Origin of the sequence: Shimia thalassica (genome assembly GCF_001458215.1) — a bacterium.
In the GTDB taxonomy this organism is placed as follows: Bacteria; Pseudomonadota; Alphaproteobacteria; order Rhodobacterales; family Rhodobacteraceae; genus Shimia; species Shimia thalassica.
The window spans coordinates 128,953-142,906 of the sequence record NZ_CYTW01000005.1; the positions used below are offsets into that span (position 1 = coordinate 128,953).

At 56.3% G+C, this 13,954-nt stretch carries 11 protein-coding genes; 6 read left to right on the forward strand and 5 right to left on the reverse strand.

Translation table 11 applies throughout. The annotated features are described in order from the left end of the window. Positions 1 to 3: 3 nt before the first annotated feature. From PH7735_RS17465 to PH7735_RS17475, 3 genes are all read right to left on the reverse strand, one after another. A complete protein-coding gene (locus PH7735_RS17465) occupies positions 4 to 1,425 on the reverse strand; it encodes a pyridoxal phosphate-dependent decarboxylase family protein (protein WP_058312713.1) in 1,422 nt (473 codons plus the stop codon). Between the two features lie 19 nt (positions 1,426 to 1,444). Further along, a complete protein-coding gene (locus tag PH7735_RS17470; RefSeq protein WP_058312714.1) occupies positions 1,445 to 2,581 on the reverse strand; it encodes a DUF819 family protein in 1,137 nt (378 codons plus the stop codon). Positions 2,582 to 2,767: 186 nt separating this feature from the next. Continuing rightward, positions 2,768 to 4,438 (reverse strand): FAD-binding dehydrogenase, encoded by a 1,671-nt coding sequence (locus PH7735_RS17475; protein WP_058312715.1) that lies wholly within the window; start codon positions 4,436 to 4,438, stop codon positions 2,768 to 2,770. Positions 4,439 to 4,516: 78 nt separating this feature from the next. Between PH7735_RS17475 and PH7735_RS17480 the strand changes: the two genes are divergently transcribed. Then, positions 4,517 to 5,164, forward strand: coding sequence for a TetR/AcrR family transcriptional regulator (locus PH7735_RS17480; RefSeq protein ID WP_058312716.1), 648 nt, complete (start codon positions 4,517 to 4,519; stop codon positions 5,162 to 5,164). Positions 5,165 to 5,211: 47 nt separating this feature from the next. Here PH7735_RS17480 and PH7735_RS17485 read toward each other — a convergent pair whose 3' ends face one another. Next, positions 5,212 to 6,105, reverse strand: coding sequence for a LysR family transcriptional regulator (locus PH7735_RS17485; protein ID WP_058312717.1), 894 nt, complete (start codon positions 6,103 to 6,105; stop codon positions 5,212 to 5,214). Positions 6,106 to 6,204: 99 nt separating this feature from the next. Here PH7735_RS17485 and PH7735_RS17490 point away from each other — a divergent pair, with 99 nt between their 5' ends. Genes PH7735_RS17490 through PH7735_RS17510 form a run of 5 tightly spaced genes read left to right on the forward strand, consistent with a single transcriptional unit; the run spans position 6,205 to position 11,895 of the window. Then, the gene (locus PH7735_RS17490) at positions 6,205 to 7,650 is read left to right on the forward strand and encodes an aldehyde dehydrogenase family protein (RefSeq protein ID WP_058312823.1); all 1,446 of its coding nucleotides are present in this window, start codon (positions 6,205 to 6,207) and stop codon (positions 7,648 to 7,650) included. Then, entirely contained in the window at positions 7,650 to 8,630 is a 981-nt protein-coding gene (locus PH7735_RS17495) for a membrane dipeptidase (RefSeq protein ID WP_058312718.1), read from the forward strand. The genes PH7735_RS17490 and PH7735_RS17495 overlap by 1 nt, the downstream gene beginning before the upstream one ends. Then, positions 8,630 to 10,297, forward strand: coding sequence for a hypothetical protein (locus PH7735_RS17500; RefSeq protein ID WP_058312719.1), 1,668 nt, complete (start codon positions 8,630 to 8,632; stop codon positions 10,295 to 10,297). The genes PH7735_RS17495 and PH7735_RS17500 overlap by 1 nt, the downstream gene beginning before the upstream one ends. Beyond that, on the forward strand, positions 10,294 to 10,866 hold the full coding sequence (locus PH7735_RS17505) for a DUF3726 domain-containing protein (protein ID WP_058312720.1): 573 nt from the start codon (positions 10,294 to 10,296) through the stop codon (positions 10,864 to 10,866). The genes PH7735_RS17500 and PH7735_RS17505 overlap by 4 nt, the downstream gene beginning before the upstream one ends. Positions 10,867 to 10,884: 18 nt before the next feature. Next, positions 10,885 to 11,895 (forward strand): Ldh family oxidoreductase, encoded by a 1,011-nt coding sequence (locus PH7735_RS17510; RefSeq protein ID WP_058312721.1) that lies wholly within the window; start codon positions 10,885 to 10,887, stop codon positions 11,893 to 11,895. A 78-nt stretch (positions 11,896 to 11,973) separates the two neighbouring features. On the opposite strand, the gene PH7735_RS17515 is transcribed toward PH7735_RS17510, so the two are convergent. Next, positions 11,974 to 13,944 carry an elongation factor G gene (locus PH7735_RS17515; RefSeq protein WP_058312722.1) on the reverse strand — a complete coding sequence of 657 codons (1,971 nt, stop codon included), beginning with the start codon at positions 13,942 to 13,944 and terminating at the stop codon, positions 11,974 to 11,976. Positions 13,945 to 13,954: the final 10 nt, after the last annotated feature.

Here is a 13,954-nt window from a genome sequence, read left to right on the forward strand (position 1 = left end):
GGCCTAGCTGCGCCGTGATTTCCAACGCACATAGCGCGCCATGCCTCTTTCCAAGAGAGAGGGCTTCGCACTGTCGTCAAGATCCAGATGGCCACCGCCGGCCCGATACATCTCGGCAAAAATGTCGAGAACACGGGTTTTGACCATGCCCCGCAGGGGCACATGGGCCATCATGCCATAGGTTGCCGCGCTGCCTGAATTCGCGAGGTCCGGGTTTGACCGGACAGAGGCCACAGCAGTTTTCAGATCATTGACATAGGTTTCTGCAACCTCGTTGTGTTTGGCCGTGACCATGGCGTGAATGCCATCGGGGTTTTGAACCCTGTTAACATTCCATCCCTGTGCCTCCAGTTGATCCGCGACTGCAAAGATATTGAGCTTGGGATCAGACGAGCCGTAAGACAGAAGAGGCCCTTGCGGATTTCCCAACAAACGCAGGCCATCGGTGTCGTTGATACCTGCTTTCAACGTCTCAACCGCCGCCGTTGTCTGTGCGGCAAGCTCACGGTACCCGTCGATCCCCATTTTCTGAAGCACGGCCCAAGCCGCCGCATAGGCCCCGCCGGGACGCGTCCCCAAAAGGGCAGGAGAAGCAAAGACCCCACCGGGCCAGTCCTGATACACAAACATCTGGTGTTTTAACGTATCAAGATCACGATACAGGATCGTCGACGCGCCTTTGGCGGTATAGCCGTATTTATGCAGGTCGGCAGAAATCGAGGTAACACCCGGCACGCGGAAATCCCACTCGGGCAGGGGGATGCCGTTCATTTCCATAAACGGCAGGATGAAGGCCCCAACGCATGCGTCCACATGCATGGGAACGCCTTTTTCGCTAGCGATCTGGCCCATTTCTGCAATCGGATCAATCGTTCCATGCGGGTATTCCGGAGCGGACCCAAGGATCATCACCGTATTGCGATTGATCATGCTTTTGAGCTTTTTGATATCGGTGCCAAAATCCTTGGTCATGGGAAGCAGTCTAGCTTTGACACCAAAATATCCGGCGGCCTTGAACCATGCCACATGCGCGGTCGCGGGAATAATCATATTGGGGGTCTTCACGCGACGTTTGGCGCGCGCCATATCGCGATAGGTTTTGACCGCCATCAGGCAGCTTTCTGTTCCTCCTGCCGTGACAACACCACAGGTGTCAGGCCCGCCGTTCAACAACCCCGCAACAGTCGAAATAATCTCGGTTTCCATGCGTTTCAGGCTTTTGAAAGCCGCCGGATTCAAACCGTTCGCAGAGGAATACTGCTGATAGGCCGCTGCGGTGAAATCTTCGTGGGCCTGATCAAGGTGATAAACAAGACTCCAGACGCGGCCATGTTTGTAATCAGGGTCGTCTTCAGAAAACTGCTTGAGGTCGTCCAGAATTTCGTCTTCCGGGCGGCCTTGTTCCGGCAGGCGCATGTGATCCATGTTCTAATCCTTTTCCTGTTCAAATGGCCGCAAGCATCAGTGCAATCGTGATGCCAAGGTAGTTGCCGATCGCGAAGCCCAAAATGCCGGTTGTCATGCCCGAGATAAGTATCGCGGGATTGCCAAGGCTGCGCGCGACCATCGGCACAAAGGCAGGCGACATCAATGCCGCCACAGAGGTGATGAGGAAAGTATCCCCGTCGATCTTTGCCAGCCGACAGGCCAGCGAATGAAGGGTGAGGCTACCAAAGGTTGCCAGCACGATAAAAATCAGAACCGAAAGATCCATATCTTTCAAGGCCGTCAAATCCATGGCCGCCGCGACACAAAAGGAAAACGCATAGATCAGATACATTCCGATGGGTGTTGCGTACCGGTTGTCGCGCACTTGCGGGATCAGCGATGCCGCAAGACCGAAGGTCGTCAACAAAACGATCACCATGATGTCGGGGCTGGCGAAGGAAAAAATAGGTGCCAGCGCAACCGCCAACCCCACGCTAACCGCGGCACACAGCAACCCAATCAAAGATCCCGCGATCATGTTTTTTCGCGTTTTTTCTGCGTCAGTGTTGTCTTCAATGTCCTGAGATATCATCGCCTCCTTCGGAAAGGGCGTCAAAAAGGTTGATACCAATCGCGGGGCTGTCGTCAGGACAAACAAAAGATAGACAGCGCCCACAACGGTATCGACTGTGGCAAACAGCAGGTAACGCTCGTCAGGGATTGAAAGGGCGAGCTTGATAGCGCCCAGGTTCGCAATGCCTCCGGTGTACATGCCCACGGCCATGCCGGCCAATTGTTCGGGCTGGTCCACTCCGCGCGATGAAAACACGATGAACAGGGCCGTTGCTACGGCCACAACTGCGATCACCGCAAATAGCATCGACACCATTGCCCGTCCCGCGACACGCCCCCAGGACCGAATGTCGACAGAGAACAGCAGCAATGGCAACGCAAGGGCCAGGCTGACTTCGGTCGCGGTTGTTCGCGGGGCCGTGGCGCTTTCGGGAAGCAACCCTGACAAACCAAGGGCCAGCCCGCCGATATAGCACAACACGATGGGACCAAGGCGCTGGGCCAGTGGAACAAATCGGGCAGCCCACAGGATCAACGCGGGGGCCGCGAGAAACGCCACAATAAAACCGACCTCTGTCATGCACCCACTCCTGTTTCGCGCATTATGAAGCGGATTGATCACCGTTCAAGCCGGACGCAAGGTCAGGAGAACACCGCAATGGCGCCTCCTGCACGCTCGTTTCAGGTCCAAGCCCGCAATTGCGTGACGGCAAACAGCAGAGACGTTGAATAAACGATCGGCTGTTTCGCGCCCTGATGTGATGCCTTACTTTACATCGCCTGCCGCGGCGCGCCCTGCCTGACGTCCCGAGAAAATGCACCCGCCGAGGAATGTTCCCTCCAGTGCGCGATAGCCATGATATCCACCTCCGCCAAAGCCTGACACTTCACCAGCAGCATAAAGTCCGGGCATCACTTGGGCACCGCGCCCTTCTTCGTGACGGAAGCAGCGCCCCCCCAGATCGGTTTCCAGCCCGCCCAGAGTTTTGCGCGTGAGAATATTCAACCGAACGCCAATCAGCGGGCCATGTTTCGGGTCGAGTATTTTGTGCGGCTTGGCAGTGCGGATCAGTTTGTCACCTAGGTAATTACGGAAGGTGCGTATCCCCATAATCTGCTGATCTTTGGTGAATTTGTTGTCGAGTTGACGGTCCCTGTCTTCGATCTGGCGCTGAACCTGTTCGACGTCCAGCAAATCGGTTCCGGCAACCCCGTTCATTTTGGCAATCAACTCGGGCAGGGTGTCCGCCACAACAAAGTCTTCGCCATGTTCCTTGAAGGCTTCGACCGGGCCTGTCGCCTTTGGACCAAAGGCGCGTCCGGCAACCATTTTCCAGTTTTTGCCCGTCAGATCAGGGTTCTGTTCCGATCCGGAGAGGGCGAATTCTTTCTTGATGATGCTCTGTGTGGTGATGAACCATGTATAGTCATAGCCCGTTTTCATAATGGCTTCGAGCGATCCAAGACTGTCATATCCGGGGTAATTCGGTTCGACCATGCGCTTGCCGGTGGCGTCAAACCACATCGACGACGGGCCGGGCAAAATACGAATGGCATGATCCGGCCAGATTGGATCCCAGTTGCGCACGCCTTCTACATAGTGCCACATCCGGTCCTTGTTGATGGTGTTGGCACCGGCACCTTCGCTGATCCCGATCATGCGGCCATCAACATGTGCGGGTACGCCTTTGATCATTGCGCTGGGTGGTTTGCCCAGTCTTTCGGGCCAACTTTGTCGCACAAGATCAAGGTTCCCGCCGATGCCACCGGAACAGACAATCACGGCAGGGGCGCGCATTTCGAAATCCCCCACGACATCGCGGTTGGTGGGTTTGCCACGATCCGCGTTATCCTCGGCAAGGATTGATCCCTTTACACCAACGCAAGCGCCCGCTTCGATGATCAGGTCATCCACCTGATGGCGGAATTTGAAGGTGATCTTTCCTTCGTCTGCCATGGCGCGTGCCCTGTTTTCAAACACTTCGACAGTGCCCGGACCGGTCCCCCAAGTGATGTGAAACCGTGGGACTGAGTTTCCGTGAGATGACGCATCAATCCCGCCGCGCTCTGCCCAGCCGACGACGGGGAAAATGCGGTGTCCCATGCTGCGCAACCACTCTCGTTTTTCCCCCGCTGCAAATTCGACATAGGCCCGCGCCCATTTTTGTGGCCAGTGGTCTTCGTCACGGTCAAAGCCAGCGGCCCCGCGCCAGTCAGCCCATGCAAGGTCAAAACTGTCCTTGATGCCAAACCGGCGCTGTTCCGGTGTGTCGACCATAAACAGCCCACCTAGGGACCAGAATGCCTGACCGCCCAGATTGGCCTCGGACTCTTGTTCAAGGATCACAACCTTAAGACCGGCCTCGGCGGCTTCGGTTGCCGCAACAAGACCTGCCAAACCACCGCCAACAACGATGGCGTCTGTCTGAGTGCCCATGTATTCCTCCCTTTCACAGGTTTCGCGACGAACCTGTTTTCGATACAATGTTGTATCCAGTTGTGAACGAGGACCCTGATGAGTCAAGAAGAACCACGCGTCATCCCGCCAGCGACGCCAAAACCACGTCAACGGCGCCCGAAGCGCGAAGAGGTGCGAGACCGGCTCATCGAGGGGGCGATGCACGCCTTTGCACTCAAGGGATTTGGCGGTGCCTCTATTGATTTTATCTGCGCGCAGGCGGGGTTTTCACGCGGGGCCTTCTATTCAAACTTTGATGACAAAGAGGCCTTGTTCTTCGCTATGTATGATCAGCGGATTGATCGCCTTTATACCCGCCTCGGGCGGATCGCAGAGGTGGTTCAGGCCTCTGATCAACCTTGGCAAACTATTGCGGACCATCTGCGGGCTCCTGACCCGGACGAGTTGCAGTGGGACATTCTGAACAAAGAGTTCATCTTGCATGCCCTTCGCAATGAGGCGGCACAACAAAGGCTTCGGGCGTCGCGACAAGGCAGCAAAGAACGTCTGTCCGAAATATTGATCAGCCTTGAGGCAAAATTGGCCGATCACCCTGAACAGCTTGATCAGCTTTGCCGTTTCATCATTGCCCTGCATGAAGGAGAGTTGACGCAGCTTGGTCTTGATCCGGCCCTGACCGCGCAGACGTCTCTGCTGGCGCGATTTGTGCCGCTCGTGATGTCGGGCATGGTAGAGGCACTCTGATCCGTATCCCCGTGCCATCAGCGACCAAGGTTAACGCGTGATTGGTCTTAGGGGTGTTTTTGAAATGCCGCCCATCGGTCCTGTGCCGTGATATAGGTGCGCACATCGTTCACGACCTCGGCAAGATGGGTTTGCTGGCGCACATATAGATAAACCTGTCGCACATCCGGCAGATCGACAATCGGTTGAAAGCACAGATCATTGGGCGCAAAGGCCATCACGGACTTTGGCAGGACAGTGACCCACCTTCCGGAATACACCGTGGCCAAAAGGGAATGGGTGTTGTGCAACAGGGTGGGCACCGAGGCCATGCGGTCTTGGAAGGCCGGGGTTTCAATCTGATCACACAGTGAATTGCGCACGAAACGTGTAGAGAACACATCATCAAGCCGCAGGTGGTCACCTTTTTCCAAAAGAGGGTGATTGGCTGCACAGACAAGGCCGAACTGATCCTGAAACAGGGGCGTGGCTTCTGTTTCTTTCAAGGTGAAATAGCGTGATGCAATACCGATGTCGGCCCACCCCTGAACCAACGCGTCGATGACCTGTTGGGTATTTGAATCCCGCAACTCAAGTCGCAATTCAGGATAGGTCGTTGATAAAAAATCCACCACGGGCGGGTATACGAACGCAGCAACAGAAGGCACCGACGCCATACGCAGCAACCCTTGCGGGGCTTTGGCCGAGTCCGTGATGGCCTGAATTGTGCTGTCAAACTGGCTCAGCTGCTTTGAGCCAAGCGCAAAGACCTGTTCCCCCAAAGTGGTCAGCCGGTTTTTGCGTTCGCTCTCAAACAGGTTGCTGCCTAGGTGTTGCTCAAGCTGCTTTAGGGTCATGGACACCGCAGATTGCGTGCGTCCGAGTTGATCCGCAGCATCCGAAAGGTTTCCGGCCTTGGCGACCGCACAAAAGCAACGCAGCATTTCGATCTTGATGGACAAGCTTCAATTTTCCTGAAATTGGGTTAAGCAGTTTGAATTTGACTGATGTGGCTCTGGTTGTCCACCATAGAGACAACCCTTCTGACATCGAGAATCCCTGTGACTTATAAAAACCTGATTGCTGGCGAATGGCTGGCTGGCGAAACCGAAATCGAAAACCGCAACCCTTCGGACACAAGTGATCTGATCGGCCTGTACGCGCAGGCCACGCCGGATCAGCTTGAGGCCACGTTGGATCAGGCGCGCATCGCGCAACGTGAATGGGCGGCTTACGGGCTTGAGCGCAAGCAAAACGTTCTGAACGCGATTGGCAACGAGTTGATGGCGCGGGCCGAAGAGCTTGGGAGGCTGTTGTCGCGCGAAGAAGGCAAACCTTTGGCAGAAGGCAAAGGCGAGGTCTTCCGCGCCGGTCAGTTCTTTACCTACTATGCCGCTGAATGCCTGCGCCAGATTGGTGAAAACGCAGACAGTGTGCGCGACGGGATAGAAGTTGATGTGCGTCGCGAGCCGATTGGAACGGTTGCGATTATCAGCCCGTGGAATTTTCCGACTGCGACCGCCTCGTGGAAAATTGCGCCGGCGCTTTGCTATGGCAATGCCGTGGTGTGGAAACCTGCGAATATCACACCTGCGTCCGCGGTTGCGCTGAGCGAAATCATCGCCCGTCAGGATATTCCGAAAGGTTTGTTCAGCCTCGTTATGGGGGCAGGGGGCACGATTGGCCAGCGTCTGGTCGAAAGCCCCAAGATTGCTGCGGTGTCCTTCACGGGGTCGGTTCCCGTGGGCAAAGGGATTGCGACGGCGGCCATTCAAAACCTGACCAAAGTGCAGATGGAGATGGGCTCTAAAAACGCGTTGGCTGTTATGGATGACGCGGATCTGGACCTTGCGGTTTCACTTGCCCTCGGAGGGGCCTTTGGTGGAACGGGCCAGAAATGCACCGCCTCGTCGCGTCTGGTTGTGCACGAAGCGATCCATGATGCCTTTGTCGAGAAACTGGTTGCGGGAACGCAGGCCATGAAGGTCGGGCACGCGCTTGAGGCAGGCACCCAGATGGGGCCGGTAGTAAACCAGCAACAGCTTGACGAAAACCTTGCCTATGTCGCGCTGGGCCAATCCGAAGGTGCAGAGCTGGCCTGTGGCGGCGCGCGTCTCGACATGCCGACAAACGGTTTTTACATGTCCCCGGGCGTGTTTCTGAATTCCACCAATGACATGCGGATCAACCGAGAAGAGATGTTCGCGCCGCTGACGTCGGTGATCAAGGTCGGAAGCTATGACGAGGCGTTGACCGTGGTGAACGACACCAATTTCGGGCTGACCTCGGGCATTGTGACACGCAGCCTTGCGCGGGCCACACATTTCCGCCGCAATGCGCGCACCGGCGTTGTGACGATCAATCTGCCAACTGCGGGAACCGATTATCACGTGCCCTTTGGTGGATGCGGAGACAGCTCTTACGGATCACGCGAACAGGGCAAAGCCGCGGCTGAATTCTACACTTCTGTGAAAACGGCCTATATCTCGGCAGGGAGCCCTGATTGATGCGTATAGACGGCCTGCAATATGCCAATTGGTCGGAAAAGATCTTTCGGCAAATGCGAGAGGGAGACGTGGATGCCGTTCACGTCACCATTTCGTATCATGAGAATTTTCGCGAAACGGTACTCAATTTCGAGCGTTGGAACCGTTGGTTCGAACAGTACCCGGATCTGATCATGAAAGGGCAGTGGGCCAGCGATATCGACAAAGCCAAACAAACGGGCCGCACAGCGATCTTTTTCGGGTTCCAGAATCCGTCTCCGATTGAGGATGATATCGGTCTTGTCGAAATCCTGCACACGCTGGGTGCACGTTTCATGCAACTGACCTATAACAACCAGTCCCTTCTGGCGACGGGGTGTTACGAAGCCGAAGACAGTGGCATCACCCGCATGGGGCGTGAAGTCATCAAGGAAATGAACCGGGTCGGGTTGGTCGTGGATATGAGCCACTCTGCCGACCGTTCAACCATCGAAGCTGCGGATCTGTCACAGCGTCCAATTGCCATCACTCACGCCAATCCATACGATTGGAGCCCTGCTTTGCGGAACAAAAAGGATGATGTCATCCGCGCCGTTACGCAAAACGGGGGCATGTTGGGCTTTTCTGTGTATCCGCATCACCTGAAAGACAAATCAGCGTGCACGCTTCAAAGCTTTTGCGAAATGGTTGCACGAACGGCGGACAAATTCGGGGTCGAACATTTGGGGATCGGCACCGACCTTTGTCAGGACCAACCCGACAGTGTGGTCGAATGGATGCGCGTGGGGCGCTGGACCAAAGAAATCGACTATGGCGAAGGATCGGCCAGCAATCCGGGGTTCCCGCCGATGCCCAACTGGTTTCAGGACAACCGTGACTTTGGCAACATCGAACGCGGCCTGCGTGAGGTTGGCATGAATGCGACTGAGGTGGCAGGTGTCATGGGGGGCAACTGGTATCGGTTTTTCTCTGAAAACTTCGTGCCCAAAGGAACGGTGTGATGGCAAATCGGCGTCCGGCAGAAACGGTGATGCACCTGTCACGGCTTGGATCGCTGCATCAGTGCCGCCTCAGCTTTATGAGGCAGCTGACACGGCGGATGGCGCGGGAGCACTGGACGTTTTCGCGGGGCGTCTTTGACATCAACGACGCTGGCGTCGGGCACGCGGTTTATACCGCTCAAGGACCCGATCATGCCTATTCCCTTGTTGCGTTTTCGCATGATCTGCCGCCGGAAATGCGGTCGGATCGCGTGATTGCCACCGCCTGGGACGCTACTTTTACCTTGTTTGACGGTGTCCCGACCGAAGACGACATCGCGCGTCTTGAAAAAAATATCCCCCTTCAGGAAGCAGGCCGTGTCACCCAGTCTGAATTGTCTGTGTCGCGGGCCAACCGGTCGGTGCGTCTGTGGGATCATTTTGTCGAAAGGCTTTCGCAGGGACATCAGCCTGATATCGAAAAGGTCGAGGCGGTCGGCTATCTCATGCGCACAACTGCGGTTTACGGATCGGGTAAACTGGGCGCCGCTGATCGCGAAATCATCGCCAACCGTCCCGAGATGCATGCCCCTTTTCAGGCCGAGATGCTTTCGGTTTTCCTGACACGATGGTTCGTGCGCGATCTGGTCAATCATATGGCCAAAGCCCGCGGAGGTGAGAAGGCTGTTCCACTGACGTCTGATATCGCTGGCCGTTTGGGGATCGGAAATTCCACAGGGCTGGGAATGGCCCCTTACATCATCAATCATCCGGTTCTTTTTAACAACTGGATGGCTGCGCGAGAAGAAGCGATTGCGCGCGTGCGCAGTGTGGCCAAGGCGGATGATGACAAGATTGCCGAGTTCAAATCCGTTTTGGCACGGTCGCTAAAATCCATTGAACGGTGGACCTCGGAACACCCCATCCAAATCGATAAACTGGCGGCGCTGTCTCAGGATATGGATCACCTGCAAAGCCATCTATCCAACACAGATTTGTCTGACCCCACGCCATGGGGTTCACTGATGGTCTGGGCGGCAGGGGCACTTTCAGAGGAAGGCCAAGAGCTTTTGGCGTCCTTGATCCTCGAACCTTATGGAGAGTTGGTGGACGATCTGGGAGCCACCATGGCGGATGAAACACCGGATGCGTTCATCATTGATGGCACCATGCCGGTTGGGAACGTCAGGGCGTTGATTGAAGACACCTTTGGGTGGGCTTTGTCGCTGGATTGGTCCGAGGAACAGAACTGTGCTGGGGCCTGGTACGTGTCCGAGGAAAAGCTTGAACCGCGCCTTGGCAACCGGTTTGAAGAGCCGATCGCGGACTTTGAGCAACCTCTGGCACCCGCACGGGACGCAGCCGCGGCGCATCACGATCTGTCGCAGTGGGCATCCGAAGCCGAGGTCTCGACGTTTTTGGCCAAACACCCCGAGCATCGCCATACAATCAGGCGGGCCCAGATTTCAAACCGTGTGCCGTATAGTGAAATTCGCTCAAACACGATTGCTGCGGATATGCTGCCTATCGATATGCTGCGCGCCAAGCTGTCGTTTTTCGGTGCCACGCATTTTGATCCCAGATCAGACCGATGGGTGCGCATCTGCATGTATTCGGGGGCGCCTTACCCGTCTGAGCTAACCTCGGCCAACGCAGATATGTGGGTTTATCCCGAGGTGACGGCATGAGCTTTTCCCTGAACGAAGTTGAAGCCATGGCCAAACGCGCAGCGCGGGGTGCGGGACATACCTGGGGGCAGGCGGAAGAGGCGTCAAAGGCGACGCGCTGGTTGTGTGCCCAAGGTGTTGATGGTGTTTCGGTATTGGCCGAGGTCTTGAAACACGGGCCTTCCCAAGGTTGCCCTCTTGGTCTGGGCGTGGCCCTTTCTGATGAGGCAGCGGCCCTTGTTGAAGGACCAAAACAGCTTGGACGCGTGCGCCAGCCCGAAATGGTGCTTCCATTCGCGGCGATGGCAGCGCGCCAGCTGGGTAAAGTGGTCCAACTGTCATGTGACACCGCCAAAGCAACCACAGACGGTTGCGCGCTGTTGGTGACGGGGACCTTGCCCGACGACGTTGAAAACCTGACGATATCCGTTGTGACGGCAGACCTGCACGGCGCAACCCATGCCACTCGTGCGATCCCTTCGACAGAAGCCTGGTCGTTCTTAAGTGAATTGGCCCATCTCACCTATGCGCCCGCAACAGAAGAAAGCCGCCGTCTTGGTGCGGGTGCCGGGCTTTCTGACAATGATTGAACAAGACCGGAGCCCCCAATGATCGAAATGCAAACACTGACGCTGTCCGAGATCGAAGATCTGTCTCTGCGCGCCCTGATGGCTGCTGGAACGTCGGAAGCCAATGCGCGGCCTTTGGCCGTTGCGACTGCCGCAACCGAGGCCGATGGCGTCGCCAGTCATGGATTGGCTTATATCCCGATCTATTGCGAACATGTGCAATGCGGCAAGGTTGACGGTCAGGCCACGCCTGTTGTGGCCACACCGCGCCCCGGTGTGGTGACCGTTGATGCGGCAAGCGGTTTTGCGCATGCCGCCATCGAAGCCGGATTTGAAAAACTGATTCCGATGGCGCGCGAACAAGGAATTGCCGCGCTGGCCATCACCAACAGCTATAACTGTGGCGTTCTTGGGTATCATACATATCGGCTGGCCCAATCAGGGATGCTGGGCCTTGGATTTACCAATGCACCTGCATCGATCGCACCATCCGGAGGCGCCAAGCCTGTTGTCGGCACCAACCCGTTTTCTGTTGCTGCACCGGGCGCAGATGGCCAGCCCGCATTGCTGATTGATCAATCTGCCAGCACGATTGCCAAGTCCGAAGTGATGAAACATGCCCGCGAAGGAACTCCAATTCCTGTGGGCTGGGCGCTGGACGCCGAAGGGAACCCGACCACCGATCCGGCTTTGGGGCTGAAAGGGTCGATGGCGCCATCCGGCGGATACAAAGGCGTGGGGATTGCTCTTTTGACCGAGATTATGGCCGCAGCCATGACAGGTGCCACATTGGGTATCAATGCTTCGCCGTTTTCGGGAACCGCAGGTGGCCCGCCCCGCACGGGACAGTTCTTTATGGCCATCGATCCGGGTGTGACGTCAGGCGGAGATTTCGCTACGCGCATGGCAGATTTGGTTGGTGCGATTCACGATCAGGACGGTGCCCGCCTTCCCGGCGACGGGCGACGAGGCAAGCGTTTGGCAGCGCGCGACAATGGTGTTGCCGTCAACGTGGCGACACTGGACCGGATCAAGACCTTTTTGGACTAAGCGCAGGTTTGCAGCCACTCAGGCCTGTCTCTTTTGCGGACAAGGGGCGAAGCTTGCCAGCTTCGCCCGTTTTTCTTTTCAGGCTTGTTGAAGGTGGTCGAATTCAGAGGCTATCGTTCCGACCCCAAGGCTCACAGACCTCAACTCGGTGACGATATCGGACATTTCGGCAAGTGGGATCATGGCTTGAACCTCGTCCCAACCGGACCAACCTTGTTTTGTATCAAACCCCAAAAGCTGCCCGCGCCGACCAGAGACTATTCGCTGGACTTTGGGGGTGAACTCGGACGGAACGCCAAAGGTCACCTTGTGAATAGGCTCAAGCCGGATGGGTTTGCACTGGGGCAGGGCGTCGGTCATCGCTTTGATGGCAGTTTTCTGAAAGGCCATTTCCGAACTGTCGACATTGTGGTGTTTGCCATCAACCAAGGTAACGGCCACATCCACGATCGGGTGCCCGTTGGGACCCGTTTCCAGAAAGGCGCGCACGCCCTTTTCTACGGCAGGGATATACTGTTTCGGTACGGCCCCGCCGACGATCCGGTCATCAAAAACAAACCCGTCCCCGCGCGGCAGAGGTTTGATTTCGATTTCCACATCTGCAAATTCGCCGTGCCCACCGGATTGCTTTTTGTGGCGGGCTTTCTGGCGGGTGCTATTGGTGATGGTATCCTTAAAGGCAACCGCCGGCGTGGTCTGGGACAGTGTCAAACCGGCATCCGCTTCAAGGTGTTTCAGGGCAATTTGCAATTGCACTGCGCCCTGTCCTGACAGGATCAATTCACCGGTTTCCTGACTGTGCCGGGCCATGATTGAGGGGTCCGTCTCGCACAAACGGCTGAGGGCACCAGACAGCCTGACCTCGTCTGCGTGATGTTCCGTTTGCAGGGCCACACCAAAAACCGGCTCTGGCGCCTTAGGCCAATAGGCGTCGATTGCCGCGCCATTTGTGAGCAAATCTCCGGTTTGAACCGTGTTCATACGACCCAGCGAGACGATCTGGCCAAGCGATGCCGTGCCGGTCAGATCAGATTTGCCCCCGAGATGTGTTCGCATGTTCGCGATGCGCATGTCATTCAGCGTGTCCCCGTCAGAAATGTCATCGGCCCAGATTCGGGCAAAAGACATCTTTCCGGCTTTTCCGGCGAATGCACTTTTAAACACCTGTGCCACCTGACCTGAGTCAGGCAGCCCCAAACGCGATCTCGTTTGTGCTACATCGGGTGCATCATGGCGCAGCGCTTTCATCAGGCGGGTAATGCCGTTTTCGTTTTCCGCAGATCCAAAAAAGACCGGCACGACCAGATCGTCTCGCAAATCCTGTACCAGATTGGCATAAACCTCACTTGTCGATGGAACCACATCCTCTAGAAGCTCGGTCATCAATGCGTCATCAAAATCGGCAAGCGTTTCCAGCATCGTATTGCGCGCCTCGTCTTCAGCCTCGGCAAGATCAACAGGAAGTTCGATCAGTTCCGATTTTTTGTGAGGCTCCCAGTGCCAGGCGCGTTCACTGACAAGGTCGACCATACCGGTCAACTGGCCTTGGGCATCGCGAATTGGAATTTCCCGCAGCACAAGCGGGCGGGCCGAGACGGTCTGGATCGCTTCAAACGTGGCACGGACCGAGGCCTCTTCGTGGTCCATTTTGTTGATATAGATAAAGTGCGGAATGCTCTGGTCATCCAGAAACCGCAGCAAAGGCGACAGGGTCACGACACGCTCTGGCTTTGGATCACAGACAACGACAACGATGTCAGCCACCATCATCGCACATTGTGCGTCATAAATTAGTTCAACCGATCCGGGGCAATCCAGCAGGGTCCAAGGCTCATCCAGATACGCGAACGAGGCGACATTCATGTCTGTCGACATGGCGCGCGCGCGGGCTTCGGGGGATGTATCCCCCACGCTGGTGCCGTTTTTGACCGAACCGCGCCGTGGGATGGCACCTGCGGTGAACAGGATATCCTCGAACAGGGTGGTTTTACCGCTGGAATACGGGCCCACAATGGCCGCAACCTTGGTGCCTGAAGTTTGTTTTGTCATGATAGTCCTC

Bases quoted from the DNA above. Each gene is read 5' to 3' on its own strand.
- PH7735_RS17465 (WP_058312713.1), bottom strand. From the start codon at position 1,425: ATGGATCACATGCGCCTGCCGGAACAAGGCCGCCCGGAAGACGAAATT.
- PH7735_RS17470 (WP_058312714.1), bottom strand. From the start codon at position 2,581: ATGACAGAGGTCGGTTTTATTGTGGCGTTTCTCGCGGCCCCCGCGTTG.
- PH7735_RS17475 (WP_058312715.1), bottom strand. From the start codon at position 4,438: ATGGGCACTCAGACAGACGCCATCGTTGTTGGCGGTGGTTTGGCAGGT.
- PH7735_RS17480 (WP_058312716.1), top strand. From the start codon at position 4,517: ATGAGTCAAGAAGAACCACGCGTCATCCCGCCAGCGACGCCAAAACCA.
- PH7735_RS17495 (WP_058312718.1), top strand. From the start codon at position 7,650: ATGCGTATAGACGGCCTGCAATATGCCAATTGGTCGGAAAAGATCTTT.
- PH7735_RS17500 (WP_058312719.1), top strand. From the start codon at position 8,630: ATGGCAAATCGGCGTCCGGCAGAAACGGTGATGCACCTGTCACGGCTT.
- PH7735_RS17505 (WP_058312720.1), top strand. From the start codon at position 10,294: ATGAGCTTTTCCCTGAACGAAGTTGAAGCCATGGCCAAACGCGCAGCG.
- PH7735_RS17510 (WP_058312721.1), top strand. From the start codon at position 10,885: ATGATCGAAATGCAAACACTGACGCTGTCCGAGATCGAAGATCTGTCT.
- PH7735_RS17515 (WP_058312722.1), bottom strand. From the start codon at position 13,944: ATGACAAAACAAACTTCAGGCACCAAGGTTGCGGCCATTGTGGGCCCG.